The 19,474-nt window shown below is 51.7% G+C and carries 18 protein-coding genes; 14 read left to right on the top strand and 4 right to left on the bottom strand.

The window, feature by feature from the left end:
• The first annotated feature begins 28 nt into the window (after window positions 1-28).
• From QNN88_RS19025 to malT, 5 genes are all read left to right on the top strand, one after another.
• The gene (locus QNN88_RS19025) at window positions 29-895 is read left to right on the top strand and encodes a hypothetical protein (protein WP_414241585.1); all 867 of its coding nucleotides are present in this window, start codon (window positions 29-31) and stop codon (window positions 893-895) included.
• A gap of 9 nt (window positions 896-904) precedes the next feature.
• The gene (locus QNN88_RS19020) at window positions 905-1,336 is read left to right on the top strand and encodes a hypothetical protein (RefSeq protein WP_414241584.1); all 432 of its coding nucleotides are present in this window, start codon (window positions 905-907) and stop codon (window positions 1,334-1,336) included.
• A 22-nt stretch (window positions 1,337-1,358) separates the two neighbouring features.
• Entirely contained in the window at window positions 1,359-1,790 is a 432-nt protein-coding gene (locus QNN88_RS19015; protein ID WP_414241583.1) for a hypothetical protein, read from the top strand.
• A 27-nt stretch (window positions 1,791-1,817) separates the two neighbouring features.
• Entirely contained in the window at window positions 1,818-2,249 is a 432-nt protein-coding gene (locus QNN88_RS19010) for a DUF1240 domain-containing protein (RefSeq protein ID WP_414241582.1), read from the top strand.
• 374 nt (window positions 2,250-2,623) lie between these two features.
• Window positions 2,624-5,329, top strand: a complete 2,706-nt coding sequence (gene malT / locus QNN88_RS19005) for an HTH-type transcriptional regulator MalT (protein ID WP_414241581.1) — start codon at window positions 2,624-2,626, stop codon at window positions 5,327-5,329.
• Window positions 5,330-5,356: 27 nt separating this feature from the next.
• Here the strand turns inward: malT and QNN88_RS19000 are convergent, their stop codons facing one another.
• Window positions 5,357-6,265, bottom strand: coding sequence for a LysR family transcriptional regulator (locus QNN88_RS19000; protein WP_042998440.1), 909 nt, complete (start codon window positions 6,263-6,265; stop codon window positions 5,357-5,359).
• Between the two features lie 416 nt (window positions 6,266-6,681).
• Between QNN88_RS19000 and QNN88_RS18995 the strand changes: the two genes are divergently transcribed.
• The 6 genes from QNN88_RS18995 to QNN88_RS18970 all read left to right on the top strand — a co-directional run bounded on the left by QNN88_RS18995 (window position 6,682) and on the right by QNN88_RS18970 (window position 12,241).
• Complete coding sequence (locus QNN88_RS18995) at window positions 6,682-7,986, top strand: CitMHS family transporter (protein WP_042998441.1); 1,305 nt, start codon at window positions 6,682-6,684, stop codon at window positions 7,984-7,986.
• A gap of 34 nt (window positions 7,987-8,020) precedes the next feature.
• A complete protein-coding gene (locus QNN88_RS18990; protein ID WP_414241580.1) occupies window positions 8,021-9,361 on the top strand; it encodes an acyclic terpene utilization AtuA family protein in 1,341 nt (446 codons plus the stop codon).
• Complete coding sequence (locus QNN88_RS18985) at window positions 9,361-9,660, top strand: hypothetical protein (RefSeq protein ID WP_414241579.1); 300 nt, start codon at window positions 9,361-9,363, stop codon at window positions 9,658-9,660. Before QNN88_RS18990 ends, QNN88_RS18985 begins: the two co-directional genes overlap by 1 nt.
• 90 nt (window positions 9,661-9,750) lie before the next feature.
• On the top strand, window positions 9,751-10,407 hold the full coding sequence (gene atoD / locus QNN88_RS18980) for an acetate CoA-transferase subunit alpha (RefSeq protein WP_414241578.1): 657 nt from the start codon (window positions 9,751-9,753) through the stop codon (window positions 10,405-10,407).
• Entirely contained in the window at window positions 10,407-11,066 is a 660-nt protein-coding gene (locus QNN88_RS18975; protein WP_061069311.1) for a 3-oxoacid CoA-transferase subunit B, read from the top strand. The genes atoD and QNN88_RS18975 overlap by 1 nt, the downstream gene beginning before the upstream one ends.
• Complete coding sequence (locus tag QNN88_RS18970) at window positions 11,063-12,241, top strand: acetyl-CoA C-acetyltransferase (RefSeq protein WP_414241577.1); 1,179 nt, start codon at window positions 11,063-11,065, stop codon at window positions 12,239-12,241. Before QNN88_RS18975 ends, QNN88_RS18970 begins: the two co-directional genes overlap by 4 nt.
• Before the next feature lie 46 nt (window positions 12,242-12,287).
• Here QNN88_RS18970 and QNN88_RS18965 read toward each other — a convergent pair whose 3' ends face one another.
• From QNN88_RS18965 to glpE, 3 genes are read right to left on the bottom strand one after another with little or no spacing between them, the layout of a single operon-like run.
• A complete protein-coding gene (locus QNN88_RS18965) occupies window positions 12,288-13,046 on the bottom strand; it encodes a DeoR/GlpR family transcriptional regulator (protein ID WP_414241576.1) in 759 nt (252 codons plus the stop codon).
• Window positions 13,047-13,061: 15 nt separating this feature from the next.
• Window positions 13,062-13,892, bottom strand: a complete 831-nt coding sequence (gene glpG, locus QNN88_RS18960) for a rhomboid family intramembrane serine protease GlpG (RefSeq protein ID WP_414241575.1) — start codon at window positions 13,890-13,892, stop codon at window positions 13,062-13,064.
• Between the two features lie 44 nt (window positions 13,893-13,936).
• A complete protein-coding gene (gene glpE, locus QNN88_RS18955; protein WP_414241574.1) occupies window positions 13,937-14,263 on the bottom strand; it encodes a thiosulfate sulfurtransferase GlpE in 327 nt (108 codons plus the stop codon).
• A 197-nt stretch (window positions 14,264-14,460) separates the two neighbouring features.
• Between glpE and glpD the strand changes: the two genes are divergently transcribed.
• The 3 genes from glpD (at window position 14,461) to ilvD (ending at window position 19,421) form a co-directional block, all read left to right on the top strand.
• Complete coding sequence (glpD, locus tag QNN88_RS18950; RefSeq protein WP_414241573.1) at window positions 14,461-15,969, top strand: glycerol-3-phosphate dehydrogenase; 1,509 nt, start codon at window positions 14,461-14,463, stop codon at window positions 15,967-15,969.
• Between the two features lie 408 nt (window positions 15,970-16,377).
• Complete coding sequence (locus tag QNN88_RS18945; protein WP_414241572.1) at window positions 16,378-17,709, top strand: MFS transporter; 1,332 nt, start codon at window positions 16,378-16,380, stop codon at window positions 17,707-17,709.
• Window positions 17,706-19,421: a dihydroxy-acid dehydratase gene (ilvD, locus tag QNN88_RS18940; RefSeq protein WP_061076063.1), complete on the top strand. Its 1,716-nt coding sequence runs from the start codon at window positions 17,706-17,708 to the stop codon at window positions 19,419-19,421. Before QNN88_RS18945 ends, ilvD begins: the two co-directional genes overlap by 4 nt.
• The last annotated feature ends 53 nt before the right edge of the window (window positions 19,422-19,474 follow it).

Below are 19,474 nucleotides of genomic sequence, written 5' to 3'. Positions count from 1 at the left end.
GTCTGAAACACGTATATAAGGAAATAGCATGCGTCATCGTCCATCTTCTTCGTTGTACGAGAACACCTCACGTCATCCCGATGACGATCCGCTGCGCGGCTCAGCTGACATCCACTGGAGTTCAATGAACCCTGTGCAGCGCGATATGGCTTTTATGGATGGATCATTCATCACTCAACACCACCACATCCTCCTGTTGACAATAAAAGAAGCACAGCAAGTCGTGGATGACTTAATGGGAGGAATTGACCAATTTTTCTCGTATCGCGCGGGACCGGGTAATATAAAAGACGGACTGGATGCCTTTCGCAGTCTGTCTAAGCTCACAACGTATTACAACCCGGCTAACGAATTGGTTTTTAACTTTACTGTTTTAAAAATAAAAGCGATCGAGTACAACGTGGGCGGCAAAGCCTATATAAAAATTACGGGATACCCTGCGTTACGCCGTATTCTTAACGGGACCCGCTACGGTGCCAGGCATCCGCAAATACTGGAAATGGCCATCGGTAAACGTGGGCTTTACAACAGTATCAGGAGTGGTGTCAGATATTGCCTCTATTTTTCGCTGGCCTGGCGAGCCATCGAACTGATTTTTAAATCAGATTATCAGATGGTCGATTTTCTGGTCGATATTTCAATGGATATGGCTAAAGCGGTAGTATCGGGGGTTGTGATTGGGGTGGTCGCGGGCCTGGCAACTATGTTTAGTGCCCCCGTAATTGTTACTATCGGCATTATTGTTTTGGCAGGAATATATCTTAATTATGAACTAAATATAATTGATGAAAAAACAGGGCTATCAAATGCGTTAAAAGAAAAGCTTCGTGATTATATACATCATCATAAAAATTACGATTATGGATTCGACTCTCCCTACTTTGACTCATATTAAGGAGGTCTTATGAAAAAATTATTTAAGCGGTTAATGTGCCTTTTATTAATTACCTTACTCCTTAGCATGCTTTATGCATTAATATTTGGTAATGTTATGACCGATTTCTTATCTTTGATAAGAAGGGGTGACGTAATCACTTATCACCATACGTGCATACTGATAAGTGGAATACCGATGATGTTATATACAACCTTTGCTATGGTACGGGTTTTATTCAGCAATGATTTGCAATACAAAGCCCTTCCTGATCCTTTTGAAGTCTGGGTGCTGGGCACTGGCGCGCTCTTTTTTGCTATCGGCTTTATTGCAAACTTTATTGTCCTGTTTTTATTTCTGGTATCGTCCTACCACTCCTGCCCGCAGGATAGCCTTCATGATTATCATGTCATCGATATCAAACTTTGCGAAACCCTTGTTGATAATCGTAGTTTTTTTTAATCGCTCATTTTAAAGAGGATTTATGAAAAAATTATTTATGCGTCTAATGTATTTTTTGCTGATTATCTTTCTCCTTGGCATTCTTGATTTACAAATATTTGGTTTTGTTATGACTGATTTTTTATCATTGATAAGAATGGGTGATGTAATCACTTATCACCATACGTGCTTACTGATAAGTGGAATACCGTTAATGTTGTATACAACCTTTGCTATGGTACGGGTTTTATTCAGCAATGATTTGCAATACAAAGCCCTTCCTGATCCTTTTGAAGGATGGGTGCTAGGCACTGGTGCGATCCTTTTTGCTATCGGCTTTATTGCAAACTTTATTGTCCTGTTTTTATTTCTGGTCTCGCCATACCACTACTGCTCGCAGGATAGTCTTCATGATTATCATGTCATCGATATCAAACTTTGCGAAACCCTTGTTGATAATCGTAGTATTTTTTAACTCTCATTTATGTACAGGCAAACAGGCATGCGAAAATTACGACTCCAAATCATAATTATTTTTTTTATCATGTTTTGCTTTGGCTTTTTGGATTTCTTATTATTTGGACTGGTTATGACGGATTTTTTATCCTTAATGAGGATGGGAGACGTTATTTCTTATAATCAAACTTGCGCACTTATAGGAGCTATACCTCTGGTCATGTATGTTGTGGTTGCTATGGTTCGTGTTTTATTCAGTGATGATTTGCAATACAAAGCACTTCCTGATCCTTTTGAAGGATGGGTTCTCGCCGCTATCATCTTATTCTTTATTATCGGTTTCATTGCAAACTGTATTGTACCCTTTCTATTGCTGGCACTTTCCTACCACTCCTGCCCGCAGGATAGCCTTCATGATTATCATGTCATCGATATCAAACTTTGCGAAACTATTGTTGATAATCGTAGTTTCTGGTAGTCGCATTCAAAGAGATTGCCACTAATAGTGAGAACGACATTACTTTTTTATATCGATAACATCCTTACCTCTGATGACCTTTTTCGGTTAATAATTTATCACGGTAAGTTACAATTTCGTCTGTCACTGACAGAGTCGTAAGCCTATACAAACTGTCATGATTCTTCAGCAAAAGTAAATATCCGGGCATCCCATCTGCCAGCCCATACCAGCTCAGGCTATGCTCCAGATAAATTTGTGATGTAGTGCAAATTAAGGGGGTTCATTACCGGACATACCTTGCAAAAATTCCTAATCTGGCCGACCTTATATCTATTAATTACGAAGCGCAAAAAAAATCGCCATCCCCCATTTTCCACAGTGAAGTGCTAACTATGTTGATTCCGTCTAAACTAAGTCGTCCGGTTCGTCTCGACCATACAGTGGTCCGTGAGCGCCTGTTGGCTAAACTTTCCGGCGCGAACAATTTCAGGCTGGTCCTGATCACAAGTCCTGCTGGTTATGGGAAAACCACGCTCATTTCGCAATGGGCCGCCGGGAAAAGTGAACTCGGCTGGTACTCACTGGATGAGGGCGACAACCAGCAGGAGCGTTTTGCCAGCTATCTGATTGCCGCGGTACAGCAGGCCACCAACGGTCATTGCGCCACCAGCGAAGTGATGGTGCAAAAACGGCAGTATGTCAGTCTGACCTCACTTTTTGCACAGCTCTTTATTGAGCTGGCGGAGTGGCATCGCCCGCTGTATCTGGTCATCGACGATTACCATCTGATCACCAATCCGGTGATTCATGAGTCCATGCGCTTTTTCCTTCGTCATCAGCCTGAAAATCTCACGCTGGTAGTGCTGTCGCGTAATTTACCGCAGCTCGGAATTGCCAATCTGCGCGTGCGCGACCAGCTTCTGGAGATAGGCAGTCAGCAACTGGCCTTTAATCATCAGGAAGCAAAACAGTTTTTTGACCGTCGTTTAACTTCCCCCATCGAAGCCGCCGAAAGCAGCCGGATGTGTGACGATGTGGCAGGCTGGGCAACCGCATTACAGCTCATCGCCCTCTCTGCGCGGCAGAACAACCACTCTGCGCATCAGTCGGCTCGCCGTCTGGCGGGAATTAACGCCAGCCATCTCTCGGATTATCTGGTCGATGAGGTGCTGGACAGCGTCGATGTCAGCACCCGCCTTTTCCTGCTGAAAAGTGCAGTCTTACGATCAATGAACGATGCGCTGATCGTACGTGTAACCGGTGAAGAAAACGGTCAGATGCGACTGGAAGAGATCGAGCGCCAGGGACTGTTCCTGCAACGGATGGATGACTCCGGCGAATGGTTCAGTTATCACCCGCTGTTTGGCAGTTTCCTGCGCCAGCGCTGCCAGTGGGAACTGGCGACCGAGTTACCCGATATCCACCGCGCCGCCGCGGAAAGCTGGATGGCGCAGGGTTTCCCCAGCGAAGCCATCCACCATGCGCTGGCGGCCGGCGATGCACATATGCTGCGCGATATTTTGCTTAACCACGCGTGGGGATTGTTTAACCACAGCGAACTGGCGCTACTGGAAGAGTCACTAAAAGCGCTGCCGTGGGAAAGCCTGCTGGAAAACCCGCGTCTGGTGCTGTTACAGGCCTGGCTGATGCAAAGCCAGCATCGCTACAGCGAAGTAAACACCCTGCTGGCCCGTGCCGAACAAGAGATTCAGGGTGTGATGGACAGCACGCTGCATGCCGAGTTTAACGCGCTCCGCGCTCAGGTGGCTATCAACGACGGCAATCCCGATGAGGCTGAACGGCTGGCGAAACTGGCACTGGACGAGCTACCTATCGCCTTGTATTACAGCCGCATTGTTGCCACCTCGGTGCACGGCGAAGTGCTGCACTGTAAGGGCGATCTCTCTCGCTCCTTAACGCTGATGCAGCAGACCGAACAGATGGCGCGTCATCATGATGTCTGGCACTACGCGCTCTGGAGTTTGATCCAGCAAAGTGAAATTCTCTTTGCTCAGGGCTTTTTGCAGGCCGCCTGGGAAACTCAGGAGAAAGCATTCCAGTTAATTAAAGATCAGCATCTGGAACAGTTGCCCATGCACGAATTTCTGGTGCGCATTCGTGCCCAACTGCTGTGGGCGTGGGCGCGACTGGATGAAGCGGAAGCCTCAGCGCGTAGCGGTATCGAAGTCCTCTCCGCCTTTCAGCCACAGCAACAATTACAGTGTCTGGCGCTGCTGGTGCAGTGCTCGCTGGCCCGTGGCGATCTGGACAATGCCCGCAGCCATCTCAACCGCCTGGAGAATCTGCTGGGCAACGGTCACTACCATAGCGACTGGATCTCAAACGCCGATAAAGTTCGGGTGATCTACTGGCAAATGGTCGGCGATAAAAAGTCGGCCGCCAACTGGCTGCGCCAGACGCCGAAACCGGAGTTTGCCAATAACCACTTCCTGCAAGGCCAGTGGCGTAATATCGCCAGAGCGCAAATTCTGCTCGGCGAATTTGAACCCGCTGAAATCGTACTCGAAGAGCTGAATGAAAATGCGCGCAGCCTGCGCCTGATGAGCGACCTTAACCGTAACCTGCTGCTGCTCAACCAACTTTACTGGCAGGCCGGGCGCAAAAATGACGCGCAGCGCGTGCTGCTTGATGCCCTGCAATTAGCCAATCGCACCGGATTCATCAGTCACTTTGTGATTGAAGGCGAGCCGATGGCGCAACAACTACGCCAGCTTATTCAACTGAATACGCTGCCGGAACTGGACCAACACCGCGCTCAGCGCATTCTGCGTGAGATCAACCAGCATCACCGCCACAAGTACGCCCACTTTGACGAAGGCTTTGTTGAACGCCTGCTGAACCACCCGGAAGTACCAGAGCTTATCCGCACCAGTCCGCTGACGCAGCGCGAGTGGCAGGTGCTGGGGCTGATTTACTCCGGCTACAGCAACGAGCAGATCGCGGGTGAACTGGCGGTGGCGGCGACCACCATCAAGACGCATATCCGTAATCTGTATCAGAAACTTGGCGTGGCGCACCGTCAGGATGCGGTACAACACGCGCAGCGGCTGCTGAAAATGATGGGTTATGGGGTGTAGCACGCCGGTCTTTCGCGGGAGTAAACATCACATATGTTCTGACGCGAACTGGTGCGCCTGGCAGGTAATGAATTCCGCAAACGACGCGACGCCAGGCGCGAGATGTCGCCCCTTCGGCGTCACCAGATAGATTGCCCGCTCCAGCGCCAAATCTTCAAACGGTAAAATCACGATATCTTTATGGTTGAACTGGAACAGCGTTAATCCGGTCGTAATGCTGATCCCGTAGTTGGCGGCAATCAGGCCCATCATCGTGGTGAGCTGGCGCACTTCCAGTTGATAATTAAAGCTCATGGCCAGATTTTCGCAGAGCTTATCGGTGTACTGCCGAATGCTGGTGCCGACGCTGAAACCAATAAAGGGATAATCACAAACCTGACTGAGCGATACCGAAGATTGTTGTGCCAGTGGATGTTCGCGATGACAGAGCAGATAAAATTTATCCGAGAACAATAACGTTGAATCAAACGTGGTCAACGAGGGTTGCCCGGCGGTTAATGCCATATCCGCCTGACCATCAAGTAATGCCTTCAGACAGCGATCCCACTGGGTGTCGATCAGTTTCACATTACTTTGCGGCACCCTCTTACTGTATTTCACCAGTATTTCAGGTAGCCATTCCACCGCCAGCGAAGGTAACACCGCGAGGGTGATATCGTTATTATTACCTGCTACCCGGTCTTTGATTTCGCCCACGGCATCATCATGGCTCTGCACTATCTTGCGTGCCAGATCGAGAAAATGAATGCCATCTGCATTCAGCAACACGCGTCGCGTATCCCTGTCGAATAGCCGATAGCCAATCTCCTCTTCCAGTGATGCAATCAGGGTACTAAACGCGGGCTGAGATAGATTAAACCGCCGGGCCGCCTGAGTAAAACTATCAGCCTCGCTTAATATTAAAAATGCCCTGAGTTGTTTAATCGAAAGATTCATTTCCTGCTCCTGCCATCGAAATCATTAATTATCTTATCGGTTTTCAAAATGAATAAAAGGCAGTTAATTTCTTTTTATGACCCACCCCACAATAACCGCATTTTAATTTCTACGCACTGCTCTGTCGCCACTAAAGTTATTTAAGCTGAATATACCCAACACACAGAACAACCCTATGTTTATTAAGTAATTTCTATATTTAAACAAATTAGCTATAGCGTTATTTTTATCTCAAATAGTCGCATTAACCCTTACAATGAATGACTTCATTGGATTTACAAATTAGTACCATCCGGCGCTCTGTGATAAAAACTAATGCACTGATCAAACATATATCCCTCTGCACACAATTAACATTGTATTTACTTTTATACTTTCGAAGCATATAAGTTTATAAAAATATTAAGGAGAAACTCATGCTGGCGCTAATAGGTGTGCTTACTATAGCCACCTTATTATTTTTTATCATGTCCAAAAGGATGTCACCTCTGGTTGCCCTGATCGTTATTCCGGTGATTGGCGCGCTGGCTGCAGGTTGCGGAACAGATACCGCAAAATATGTGGTCGAAGGCATCACAAAACTGGCCCCGATGGCGGCGATGTTCGTCTTTGCGATCGCTTTTTTTGGCGTTGTGACGGATGCCGGGATGTTTGACCCTATCGTACGCGGTATATTGCGATTCGTAGGGACCAACCCGGTTAAAATCATCATCGGCACGGGCCTTCTGGCACTCATCGCCCACCTTGACGGTAATGGCGCGGTGACCTTCTTAATCACTGTCCCCACCATGCTGCCGCTGTTCAATCGCCTCGGTATGGACAAACGGATCTTACTTGGTATTGTTGCGCTCAGCGCCGGGGTCAACTTTTTACCCTGGACCGGGCCGATGATTCGCGCCTCGGCCGCATTGAACGTCACCACCCATGATCTCTTTATTCCGTTAATTCCAGCACAGCTCGCGGGCCTGACCTTTATGGTCATCATGGGCTGGTACTGGGGTAAACGTGAAGAGAAACGCCTTGGCGCAGCCCACTTTGCTGCGGCCGCAGGTGATTTTTCGCATCATAAGGAACTGACCGAGCAGGAAAAAGTCCTGCGTCGCCCACATCTTTTCTGGGTAAATATCGCACTGGTTATTGCCGTGATCGGCACAATGGTGTTCACCCGCATCTCCCCCACCGTTGCCTTCATGATCGCCCTGACGCTGGCGTTGATGATCAACTATCCAAATGTTGAAATGCAGAAAGAACGGATCAACGCCCACGCAAAAGCGGCGCTGATGATGGCCAGTATCCTGTTCGCGGCGGGAGCATTTACCGGGATCATGGGCGGTGCAGGCATGCTGAAAGCCATGTCTCATGCGGCGGTTGAGTTTATGCCTGCGGCACTGGCATCCCATATTCCGTTCATCGTCGGCCTGATCTCGATGCCGTTGTCGTTGATTTTCGATCCAGACTCTTACTACTTCGGCATTATGCCTGTCGTCGCGCATACCGTGGACATTATGGGTATCCCTGCCATTCAGGTTGCTCAGGCATCGGTGCTCGGTCAGATGACCACCGGCTTCCCGGTCAGTCCACTGACTCCCGCGACCTTCCTGTTGGTCAGTCTTGCCGGTGTCGACCTCGCGGATCACCAAAAATTCTCCATCCCGGTCCTGTGGGCAGCCAGCGTCATTATGACCTTTGCCGCCGCCCTCACCGGCGTCTTCCCGATTTAATAGCACATTTCTTGTTAAGAATTAAGGAAATAAAATGAAAACCATTCGAATTGGTTCCGGAGCAGGCTACGCAGGCGACCGTATTGAGCCTGCGGTTGAACTGGCCGAAAAAGGGCAACTGGATTACCTGGTGTTTGAATGTCTGGCAGAACGCACCATCGCCATTGGACAAAAACAGAAGCAGCAGGATCCGAACAAAGGCTATAACGAACTGCTCGAAGCGCGGATGCGCGCGGTGTTACCGACCTGTCACGCCAAAAGTGTGCGAATCATCTCTAACATGGGTTCCGCCAACCCGCTCGCCGCTGGAAAAGCGGTACTGAAAATTGCCCAGGAACTGGGTTTGCATGGCCTTAAAGTCGCTGTAGTCACGGGTGATGACGTGTTGTCGCTCATACAGTCGATGGACCTGACGCTGGACGAAGCCGGTGTTCCCGTTTCTCGCTTTGAAAAAACCTTACTTTCCGCAAACGCGTATTTAGGCGCGACGGGGTTACTGGAAGCACTTGAGTCCGATGCAGATGTGGTGATTGCCGGACGCGTCGCCGACCCGTCGCTTTTTCTTGCACCGATGATGCATGAGTTCAACTGGGCCGCTGATGACTGGCATTACCTGGGCATGGGGACCTGTATCGGTCATCTTCTGGAGTGCGCCGGGCAAATCACCGGCGGATATTACGCCGATCCGGGGGTGAAGGATGTTCCTCATCTGGCACACCTCGGTTTCCCACTGGCTGAGGTCAGTGAAGATGGCAACGCCACCATAACCAAAGTGGCCGGCTCTGGCGGACTGATTACTGAAGACACCTGCAAAGAGCAGCTACTGTACGAGATCCACCGGCCGGATTGTTATCTCACCCCTGACGTTGTTGCTGACTTCAGCCATGTGCGTTTTAGCCAATGCGGCCCGGATGAGGTGCGGATTACCGGTGCGACGGGTGCACCACGTACCGAAACGCTGAAGGTTTCTGTCGGTTATCAGGACGGTTTTATCGGTGAAGGCGAAATCTCCTACGCCGGTCCGGGTGCGGTAAATCGTGGACGTCTCGCTCTCGACATCGTGCGTGAGCGCTTCGCGATTTGTCACTTTAACGCGCAGGAAACACGTTACGACCTCATTGGTGTCAATGCGCTGCATGGTGAAACGCGCGGTCAGCACAGCGAGCCCTATGAAGTTCGCGCTCGTGTTGCTGCCCGCTGCGCCACTCGTGCGCAGGCGGTTACCGTCGGCAACGAAGTGGAAACACTTTATACCAACGGCCCTGCGGGCGGTGGTGGTGTCATGAAATCGGTAAAAGAAATACTGGCCATGGACTCCACCCTTATTCCGCGTCAATGCGTTCAACACCATGTTACCGTACTGGAGAATAAATAATGAAATTACGTGAAATAGCGCATTCCCGTACCGGAGATAAAGGAAATATTTCCAATATTTCCTTAATTGCCTGGCGTCCGGAAGATTATTCCACGCTGGCAGAACAGGTCACCGCCGAAAGAGTCAAAGCCTGGTTTGGCGATATTGTACAGGGCGAGGTGATTCGCTATGAATTACCGGAACTCGGCGCACTGAATTTCGTGATGTATAAAGCGCTGGGAGGTGGCGTTACTCGCTCGCTGGCGCTGGATATGCACGGCAAAGGGCTAAGCTCCGCGTTGCTGGATATGCCCATTTAATTCTTTTCGGACACGAGGATCCTCCATCTTCGGCAGAGTTTCATTACTCCGCCTGGGGATCCTTGTCCTCAAAACAGCAAGTACACCATTATGCAAAAAAAAAGAATAACGGCGGATAAATTCCGCGAACTATTACATGACGGCATGAGCATTATGTTTGGCGGCTTTATGGGCGTCGGGACGCCGGAATATCTGGTAACAGAGATTATGCGCTCCGGTGTGAAAGCGTTGACGCTCATCGGCAATGACACCGCTTTTGTCGATAAAGGCATTGGTCCGCTGATTTCTAATGGCCAGGTCAAAAAAGTGATCGCCTCTCATATTGGTACCAACCCGGAAACCGGTAAGAAGATGATTTCCGGAGAGCTCGATGTTCAGTTAGTGCCGCAAGGGACGCTCGCCGAGCAGATCCGCGCTGGCGGCGCCGGGCTGGGGGGATTCCTTACGCAAACGGGGCTGGGCACGGTGGTGGAAGAAAATAAACAAACGCTACTGGTCAACGGTGAGAAATGGCTGCTGGAACAACCTCTGCGTGCCGACCTCGCCATTCTTCTCGCCAGTCATGCCGATGAGGCTGGCAATCTCACCTATGACCTGACCGCCCGAAACTTCAACCCGGTAATGGCGCTGGCCGCCGATGTGGTTGTGGCCGAAATCCGGGAAATCGGCGCGTTGGGAAGCATTCCTCCCGTGCACGTCATCACCCCCGGTGCTCTGGTGGATTATCTGTTCGTGGAGGCCCAGTGATGAATGCAAAAGAACGTATTGCCCGCCGCGTGGCGCAGGAATTACACGATGGCGACGTCGTCAATCTGGGCATTGGCCTGCCAACGCAGGTCGCGAACTACCTGGCCGAGGATATTCAGGTCACGTTGCAGTCAGAAAATGGTTTTCTTGGCCTCGGCCCACTGGACGAGGTGAATGCCAGCCTTGTCAATGCAGGCGGTCAGCCTTGCGGCATGATCCCTGGTGCGGCGATGTTCGACAGTTGCTTCTCTTTCGCCCTTATTCGCGGGGGACATGTTGATGTCTGCGTGCTCGGCGGTTTGCAGGTCGATGAACGCGGGAACCTCGCCAACTGGATGGTTCCTGGCAAAATGGTGCCCGGTATGGGTGGGGCGATGGACCTCGTGGCAGGAGCGAAAAAAGTCATTATTGCGATGGAACACTGCGCAAAAAATGGTGAACCGAAGCTGTTGCATCAGTGCAGTTACCCCTTAACGGCGGTCGGCAAGGTCAGCAAAGTCATCACCGAACTCGCCGTATTTAGTTTTGTGAACGGCGAAATGATCCTCGATGAAATCAGCGACACCATCACGCTTGATGAACTTCGTGCGCGCACGGAAGCGAACTTCCATCTTTGTGCACACCTGAAAACATTGCAGCCCGCGGGGACTCTGGCATGAACGACTCTATTGTGATTGTGAGTGCGAAACGCACCCCTATCGGTAAATTTGCTGGCAGCCTGGCTGACGTCCCGGCGGCAATGCTGGGCGCGACCTGTGTTCGGGCAAACCTGCTGGACCTTCCGTCAGACATCAACATTAACGAAGTGATCCTCGGCAACGTGTTGCAGGCCGGATTAGGGCAAAACCCGGCACACCAGGTGACGCATCACGCGGGCCTGGCGGAGAGCGTTCCGTCATTCACGATTAATAAAGTCTGCGGTTCCGGCCTGAAAACCGTTGTGCTGGGGGCGCAGTCCATTCTGAGTGGTGATAATCAGACCTGTATTGTTGGCGGGATGGAAAACATGAGCGCCGCCCCCTACCTGCTGGCCCGCGCGCGCCAGGGATACCGGATGGGCAACGGTGAGCTGACAGACGTGATGATCCACGACGGTCTCTGGTGCGCCTTCAATGATTACCACATGGGGGTCACGGCAGAAAACATTGCTAAACGCTATCATTTAAGCCGTGAAGAGCAGGACCACGTGGCGCTGGCATCGCAGCAAAAAGCGATAGCCGCGATTAACGCCGGTTATTTCAGACAGGAAATCGTACCGGTGGCCCTGAAGCGTAAAAATGAGGTCTGTCTGTTTGATACCGATGAGTTTCCACGTCCACAGACCGATGCCAGTTCGCTGGCGAAACTGCGCCCGGCCTTTGAAAGTACGGGGACAGTAACTGCAGGCAATGCCTCCGGTATCAATGATGCGGCAGCAACGCTGGTCCTGATGTCAGAACGCGCTGCGCGTGCGCGTGGGATTACGCCGTTGGCACGCCTGAAGAGCTGGGCTTCGGCTGGGGTGGATGCCAGTATGATGGGACTTGGGCCGATCCCGGCGACAAAACGGGCGTTGGAAAAAGCCAAAATGACCGTCAGCGATCTGGATTTAATCGAAGCCAACGAAGCCTTTGCCGCACAGTATCTGGCGGTTGCTCGTGAGCTCAACTTCCCGGAAGAGAAAGTGAACGTCAATGGCGGAGCGATCGCGCTGGGGCATCCAATTGGCGCAAGCGGCGCACGAATTCTGGTAACGCTGGTTCACGCGTTGCAGCAGCGCAATAAAACCACCGGGCTGGCAACGCTGTGCATCGGCGGTGGTCAGGGGATCGCTGTGATTGTTGAACGTCTGTGAGCCTGTCGTCTGCATGTCTCCGGCACGCCGGGGGCAAGCAGTACGTTTAACACAGTTCCAGTTGAATATGGTTATCGGTGATCACCTGCATTACCCCTGCTGGCGGCAGAGCGTCGGTATATACCGCATCCACCAGACTGATACTGCCCATATTCACCATCGCATTACGGCCAAACTTCGAATGATCCGTCACCAGTATGACGTGGCGGGAATTCTCAATTATTGCGCGCTTGGTACGCACCTCGTGATAGTCAAACTCCAACAGCGAGCCGTCACTGTCGATGCCGCTGATCCCCAGAATGCCGAAGTCCAGGCGGAACTGAGAAATAAAGTCGAGCGTCGCTTCGCCAATGATACCGCCGTCACGGCTGCGAAGTTCGCCACCCGCGAGAATAATGCGGAAATCCTCTTTTACCATCAACGTGTTAGCTACGTTGAGGTTGTTGGTCACAATACGTAAATTGCTGTGGTCGAGCAGCGCGTACGCCACGGCCTCGGGCGTGGTCCCGATATCAATAAACAGCGTTGAACCGTTAGGGATCTGCGTGGCAACTTTGCGCGCAATGCGCTCTTTTTCCGCCGTCTGCGTGGCTTTACGATCGTGCCACGGTGTGTTGACTGAACTGGACGGTAGCGCCGCGCCACCGTGATGACGCAGAATCATGTTTTGATCGGCCAGGTCATTGAGATCCCGGCGAATCGTTTGTGGGCTGACGGAGAAATGCTCCACCAGCTCTTCAGTACTGACGTATCCCTGTTTTTTTACCAGCTCAATGATTGCATCATGTCGTTGTGTTTGTTTCATTGTTATTCCCTGGAACTATGTTCGTTTTCGCGCATTTAACGTATCCGCGAACGCCATTGCCAACCCAACTGCCAGCCCGGCGATATGTGCGCCATTGGCCATCGACATCCCAAACAAATCAAACCATCCGGCGACGATCCAAATCAGCGCAAAAATAATCAACCCGCGCTGCAGATAGATTCCGCTTTGCGGATCGCGCTCGCCACGCAGCCAGACGTAACCCATCAGCGCATAGACGACACCGGAAAGCCCGCCAAACCACGGGCCGCTAAACTTGTGCTGCACGTAGCCACTCAGCAGGGCGCTGATGACGGTAATCACAATCAGTTTGCCGCTGCCTAAACGTTTTTCAACCGCACCGCCAAGATACCACCACCAGAGCAGGTTGAAGAGGATGTGCATCAGTGAAAAGTGCATGAAGGCGTGAGTGAAGTAGCGCCAGACATCAAACTGTAATGACGGATCAAACGGCCAGGCCAGCCACATCATCACAGTCTGGTCACCAACGACATTCATGACGATAAACACCAGAATACAGGCGGCCATAATCACCCAGGTGACCGGACCTGCACGCTCACGCAATGTGGCAAGGAACGGGAAACGACGGTAATGCAGCCCGCTGCCGGTATGTCCGGATTGCCAACTGGCGGCGAGATAGCGCGGATCGCCAGGGTTCTCCATAAAACGCGCCAGCTCCGCATGGACGCGGTCGGCCTGCGTTTCGTCCGCCAGCCAGACATCGCTTTGCTGATGTTGTTGAATGGTCAGGATAACGCCCTGCGTCGCCATGTAATCAACAAAAGCCTGCGCCACGCGGGGGTTAGCAAAAGAGGTAATCATCAACATGGTTGCTGTCGCTTAATCCATACAAAAGAGGACAGTATAAAGGGTTACGAACCGTATGCCACTTCTGCTGGAAAATGGCGATGCCAGCCGTCAAAACCCCCGTCCACGCTGTAGACAGTATCATAGCCCTGCTGGAGCAAATATTGCGCCGCGCCTTTGCTGCTATTGCCGTGGTAGCACATGACCATCACCACGGTATCGAAATCATGATCGCGCATAAACGCGCCCAGCGTGTCGTTCGTCAGGTGAAACGCCTCGGGCGCGTGTCCCATTGCATAGCTTTGCGGATCGCGGATATCGACGAGCACCGCCGCGCCCTGCTGTAGTTTCTGATGGGCTTCTTCGACATTAATACATTCAAACTGATCCATACATTCTCTTCTTTATATCGCAGGTGATGCTTTTCAGGCATGTTACTCCCTAGTGTACGTTCCCACGGGAGTGAAACGCCATAATGTTATATGTATCACTGTAAATTGTTTATTCGATGTTACCAATGGCGCGTTTCTTTGCTATTATGTTCGATAACGAACATTTATGAGCTATAACGAAAGTGCAAGAGGGCAGCATGGAAACCAAAGATCTGATTGTGATAGGGGGAGGCATCAACGGTGCCGGTATCGCGGCAGATGCCGCCGGACGCGGTTTATCCGTGCTGATGCTGGAAGCGCAAGATCTTGCATGCGCCACCTCTTCCGCCAGTTCTAAATTGATTCACGGTGGCTTGCGCTACCTGGAACACTACGAATTCCGTCTGGTGAGCGAAGCGCTGGCCGAACGTGAAGTATTGCTGAAAATGGCACCGCACATCGCCTTCCCGATGCGCTTTCGTTTGCCGCATCGCCCTCATCTGCGTCCGGCATGGATGATCCGCATTGGTCTGTTTATGTACGATCATCTGGGCAAACGCACCAGTCTGCCGGGATCGACCGGTTTGCGTTTTGGCGCAGAATCGGTGCTGAAACCCGAAATCGTGCGCGGTTTCGAATATTCTGACTGTTGGGTTGACGATGCGCGCCTGGTACTGGCCAATGCGCAAATGGTGGTGCGTAAAGGTGGGGAAGTATTAACCCGCACCCGGGCAACCTCGGCGCGCCGCGAAAACGGTCTGTGGATCGTCGAAGCCGAAGATATCGACACAGGTAAAAAATTCACCTGGCAGGCGCGTGGACTGGTTAACGCCACTGGCCCATGGGTGAAAGAATTTTTTGACGAAGGGATGCACCTGCCTTCGCCGTACGGCATTCGCCTGATCAAAGGCAGCCACATCGTTGTGCCCCGCGTCCATACCCAGAAGCAGGCTTACATTCTGCAAAACGAAGACAAGCGTATTGTGTTTGTTATCCCGTGGATGGATGAGTTCTCCATCATTGGGACCACCGACGTCGAGTACAAAGGCGATCCAAAAGCGGTGAAAATCGATGAAAGCGAGATCAATTACCTGCTGAAGGTGTACAACGCTCACTTCAAGAAACAGCTTGGTCGCGATGATATCGTCTGGACCTATTCCGGCGTGCGTCCGCTGTGCGACGACGAATCTGATTCACCGCAGGCCATAACCCGCGATTACACGCTGGATATTCATGACGAAAATGGCAAAGCGCCGCTGCTTTCCGTCTTCGGCGGTAAGCTAACCACTTATCGTAAACTCGCCGAGCACGCGATGGAGAAACTGTCTTCATATTATCAGGGCATTGGCCCGGCCTGGACCAAAGACTGCGTGCTGCCTGGCGGTGAAATCGGTGGCGATCGCGAAGATTACGCGGCAAAACTGCGCCGTCGTTATCCGTTCCTGACCGAATCACTGGCGCGCCACTACTCGCGTACCTACGGCAGCAACACGGAGTGGATTCTGGGTGAAGCCACCTCTGTCGCCGATCTGGGCGAAGATTTCGGCCATGAATTCTACGAAGCAGAGCTGAAATATCTGGTAGACCACGAATGGGTTCGCCGCGCAGACGATGCGCTGTGGCGTCGTACGAAAGAAGGCATGTGGCTCAACGCCGAACAGCAGTCCCGCATGACCCAGTGGCTGGCGGAATACGTCGAGAAACATCAGCTTTCGTTAGCGTCATAATAATCTCCACACGCCCGGTAGCGACACGCTGCCGGGCGTTTTATCCTGTGCTACTCGGCTATGAGCATACCGCCATGGCGAAACACGTTCTCCCCTTTCCCCAACACTTCTAAAAGATCCCTGATTTTCTGTACGGAATATCCTGCCCGTATACCTGTGCGCCCTTCCGGCAGACTGGGTTAGCCAGAGCCATTACGTCAGCTATTCCTCTGTTTTGATTTTCCCTCCTGTTTCGCGTCAGGACGCTTTTCTGTGGGTTTTGCAACAGGATATGAAGCAAATCACAAAACATAACCTTGCTGACAATATGGAATTGACGCTCAAAATTTATCCCCTCATAGTATTTGTATACAGAACAGTAGTTCCATATACAGAACCAAGATACCTCTACTATTAAGGGATGCGCTAATGAGCATTGAACTCGATAAACCGACTACGCGAGGACGCTGGCTACACATCATACCAGCCACCATCCTCGTTTATATCGTGGCTTACATGGACAGAACGAACATCGCGATTGGAATTGCGGGCGGGATGGACGAAGACCTGGGGATGACCGCCTCATTTGCCGGTCTGGTCGCCGGTATTTTCTTTATTGGTTATATCTTTTTGCAAATTCCCGGCGGTCAAATTGCGGAACGATACAGCGCCAAGAAATTAATCGCCTGGACCATCGTCGCATGGGGCGGGTTCGCACTGCTGACTGGCTTCGTCCAGACGCCTACCCAACTGCTGATTATCCGCTTTATCCTTGGCGTCGCTGAGGGTGCGGTCTATCCCGCTATTCTGGCGCTGATCGGTCACTGGTTCCCCAATGAAGAACGCGCGAGAGCGATTGCCTATTTCCAGATGAACCTCGCTGTCGCGTCGATCATCACCGGGCCACTTTCCGGCTGGCTTATCGAAACCTATGGCTGGCGAGAAATGTTCATCATCGAAGGGTTACTTTCTCTCGGCCTGCTGTTCGTCTGGTTGCCTTTGGTTTCTGACCATCCTCATCAGGCCAAATGGCTGGATCCGAAAGAACGCGCCTGGATCGAACAGAAACTGCAGGCCGATCGCGCGCTAACGATTGGAGGTGAGGTAAGCAGCATCCGTAATGTTCTAAGAAGCATTAACTTATGGAAGCTGATCGGCATCTATTTCTTTGTGCAGGTTGGTTTCTACGGCTTCGCCCTCTGGATGCCAAACCTGATTAAACACCTGACCGGTAGCGGAATGACTATTGTCGGCTTGCTGACTGCGGCACCGTACATTTTGTGCATCGTCGGTCAATACTACATTGCCAAATGGTGCGACAAAACCATGAATCGCCGCCTCTACACGGCAATTCCGTTGCTGGGCTTTGCCGCCTGTCTCGCGCTTTCCCTGCTGTTGAAAGATAACGTCTGGCTGGCGTACGGCATGATGGTCATCTGCGGCTTCTTCCTGCAGGCCTATGCGGGGCCGTTCTGGACATTACCGCCATTACTCTTCGCTCCCAACGTGCTGGGTGGCGTACGCGGCACCATCAACGCATTAGGTAACATTGGCGGTTTTATTGGTCCTTATCTGGTGGGCCTGCTAACCGTCACGTTCTCACAAACGGCGGGGATGACGGTGCTGGTGGCCGCACTCCTCATCGCCGTCGCGCTGCTGTTCAGTTTACCTTCGGTTACTGCCCGTCCTGCAGGCAGTAGCACCCCTCATCATGCATCGGCGCCTGAGACGTCGCTCAAACAAGAAGGAATCGCCAAATGAGTCAGAAATGCCAACACGCCCGTGACCTGTGGTCACAACTGGACGCCCTGCGTCTGGGGATGAATTACACCAAAGAAGATGTCAATAAACTGCAGGTTCTGGTGGATGACTGCTATGGCGAAAGTCATCCCGGTAGTTTTCATCTTAATCATCTGGGCGATGAAGCCGTCTTAGGCATTCACGAAAGCGGCGGCCGTGCCGTTCGTCACCACGTGACCGATATTTGTGATGGCTGGGGTCAGGGTCATGACGGGATGAACTATATCCTGGCCTCCCGCGAGGCTATCGCGAACATGGTCGAAATTCATGCTTCCGTCGTGCCATACGATGCCGGTATCTTGATCTCCAGTTGTGATAAGTCGATCCCGGCGCATCTGATTGCCGCTGCGCGCCTGAATCTACCGATGCTGCATATCCCCGGCGGCTCAATGCGTCCGGCGCCGAATATGAGCACATCCGATCTCGGTGGCATTACCGCCAAACTCAAAAAAGGCGAGATAGGCATTCAGCAGGTGGAGGCCATGCAGCAGTGCGGTTGCCCGACAGCAGGCGCTTGTCAGTTTATGGGCACCGCCAGCACGATGCAGTGCATGTCTGAAGCGCTGGGCCTTGCCTTACCGGGAAGCGCATTGCTGCCCTCGACACTGGCGGAAATTCGTCGCATCGCGCGAAGCGCCGGTCATCAGGCGTTATACCTGGCAGAGAAAAATATCACGACACATAAGATTCTCACACCTGCCGCCTTTGAAAACGCCATTAAGGTCCATGCCGCCATCGGTGGCAGCACCAATGCCATGATCCATCTCCCGGCGATCGCCCATGAACTGGGTTGGGAACTGAAACCTGAACTGTTTGACCAGATAAATAATGAAATCCCTTACCTCACTAATATTCAACCCAGCGGCCAGTATGTGACTGAAATGATGTGGTTCGCAGGCGGCGTACCGATGGTGCAATGGTATCTTCGCGACTATCTGGATCTGGATGTCCTGACGGTGACTGGCCGGACGCTGGGTGAAAACCTGGAAATGCTCCATCAGTCCGGGTTCTTTACCCGCAACCACGGTTACCTGAGTAATTATCGTGTCAGCCCGGAAGAGGTGATTCGTAAGCCGGAAAACGCCACCAAGAAAGGGTCGATTGCCGTGTTAAAAGGCAATATCGCACCAGAAGGCGCAGTCATTAAATATGCCGCCTGCGCGCCAGATATGCACCACCATACCGGCCCTGCGCGCGTCTTCAATTCGGAAGAGGATGCCCAGCAAGCCATTATTCATAACCACATCGAACCGGGTGATGTCATTTTTATCCGTTATGAAGGGGCTAAAGGTTCGGGAGCGCCGGAAATGCTCATGACCACAGACGCGATTGTTTACGACAAACGTCTTGATGGCAAAGTCGCCCTGATTACCGATGGTCGTTTCTCTGGCGCGACCAGCGGTCCTTGCGTCGGCCATGTTTCCCCTGAAGCGGCAGATGGCGGTCCTATTGCGCTTGTCGAAGATGGCGACCTCATCGAAATGGATGTCAAAGGGCGCAAGCTCAACATTGTTGGTATTCACGGGGAGTACAAAACAGAAGAAGAAATTCAGCACTGTCTTGAACGCCGTCGGACAAACTGGACAAAACCGGATTATTCAAACCGACGCGGCGTCTTTAAGCAATTTACGACCAACGCAACCTCATTAATGGCGGGAGCCTGGATTAAATAACGTCCCTGGTGGGCGGCATTATCGCCAGCCCACCTGCTTTTAAGGATAAAATC

The organism is Citrobacter sp. ANG330 (assembly GCF_047467925.1).
Taxonomy (GTDB): Bacteria; Pseudomonadota; Gammaproteobacteria; order Enterobacterales; family Enterobacteriaceae; genus Citrobacter_A; species Citrobacter_A amalonaticus_G.
This window is presented reverse-complemented; position numbering and strand designations above follow the sequence as displayed.

Coding starts and splice junctions, on each gene's coding strand:
- malT (WP_414241581.1), top strand. CDS start 2,624: ATGTTGATTCCGTCTAAACTAAGTCGTCCGGTTCGTCTCGACCATACA.
- QNN88_RS18970 (WP_414241577.1), top strand. CDS start 11,063: ATGAACGACTCTATTGTGATTGTGAGTGCGAAACGCACCCCTATCGGT.
- glpE (WP_414241574.1), bottom strand. CDS start 14,263: ATGGATCAGTTTGAATGTATTAATGTCGAAGAAGCCCATCAGAAACTA.
- QNN88_RS19020 (WP_414241584.1), top strand. CDS start 905: ATGAAAAAATTATTTAAGCGGTTAATGTGCCTTTTATTAATTACCTTA.
- glpG (WP_414241575.1), bottom strand. CDS start 13,892: ATGTTGATGATTACCTCTTTTGCTAACCCCCGCGTGGCGCAGGCTTTT.
- glpD (WP_414241573.1), top strand. CDS start 14,461: ATGGAAACCAAAGATCTGATTGTGATAGGGGGAGGCATCAACGGTGCC.
- QNN88_RS19015 (WP_414241583.1), top strand. CDS start 1,359: ATGAAAAAATTATTTATGCGTCTAATGTATTTTTTGCTGATTATCTTT.
- ilvD (WP_061076063.1), top strand. CDS start 17,706: ATGAGTCAGAAATGCCAACACGCCCGTGACCTGTGGTCACAACTGGAC.
- QNN88_RS19025 (WP_414241585.1), top strand. CDS start 29: ATGCGTCATCGTCCATCTTCTTCGTTGTACGAGAACACCTCACGTCAT.
- QNN88_RS18995 (WP_042998441.1), top strand. CDS start 6,682: ATGCTGGCGCTAATAGGTGTGCTTACTATAGCCACCTTATTATTTTTT.
- QNN88_RS18975 (WP_061069311.1), top strand. CDS start 10,407: ATGAATGCAAAAGAACGTATTGCCCGCCGCGTGGCGCAGGAATTACAC.
- atoD (WP_414241578.1), top strand. CDS start 9,751: ATGCAAAAAAAAAGAATAACGGCGGATAAATTCCGCGAACTATTACAT.
- QNN88_RS18985 (WP_414241579.1), top strand. CDS start 9,361: ATGAAATTACGTGAAATAGCGCATTCCCGTACCGGAGATAAAGGAAAT.
- QNN88_RS18965 (WP_414241576.1), bottom strand. CDS start 13,046: ATGAAACAAACACAACGACATGATGCAATCATTGAGCTGGTAAAAAAA.
- QNN88_RS19000 (WP_042998440.1), bottom strand. CDS start 6,265: ATGAATCTTTCGATTAAACAACTCAGGGCATTTTTAATATTAAGCGAG.
- QNN88_RS19010 (WP_414241582.1), top strand. CDS start 1,818: ATGCGAAAATTACGACTCCAAATCATAATTATTTTTTTTATCATGTTT.
- QNN88_RS18990 (WP_414241580.1), top strand. CDS start 8,021: ATGAAAACCATTCGAATTGGTTCCGGAGCAGGCTACGCAGGCGACCGT.
- QNN88_RS18945 (WP_414241572.1), top strand. CDS start 16,378: ATGAGCATTGAACTCGATAAACCGACTACGCGAGGACGCTGGCTACAC.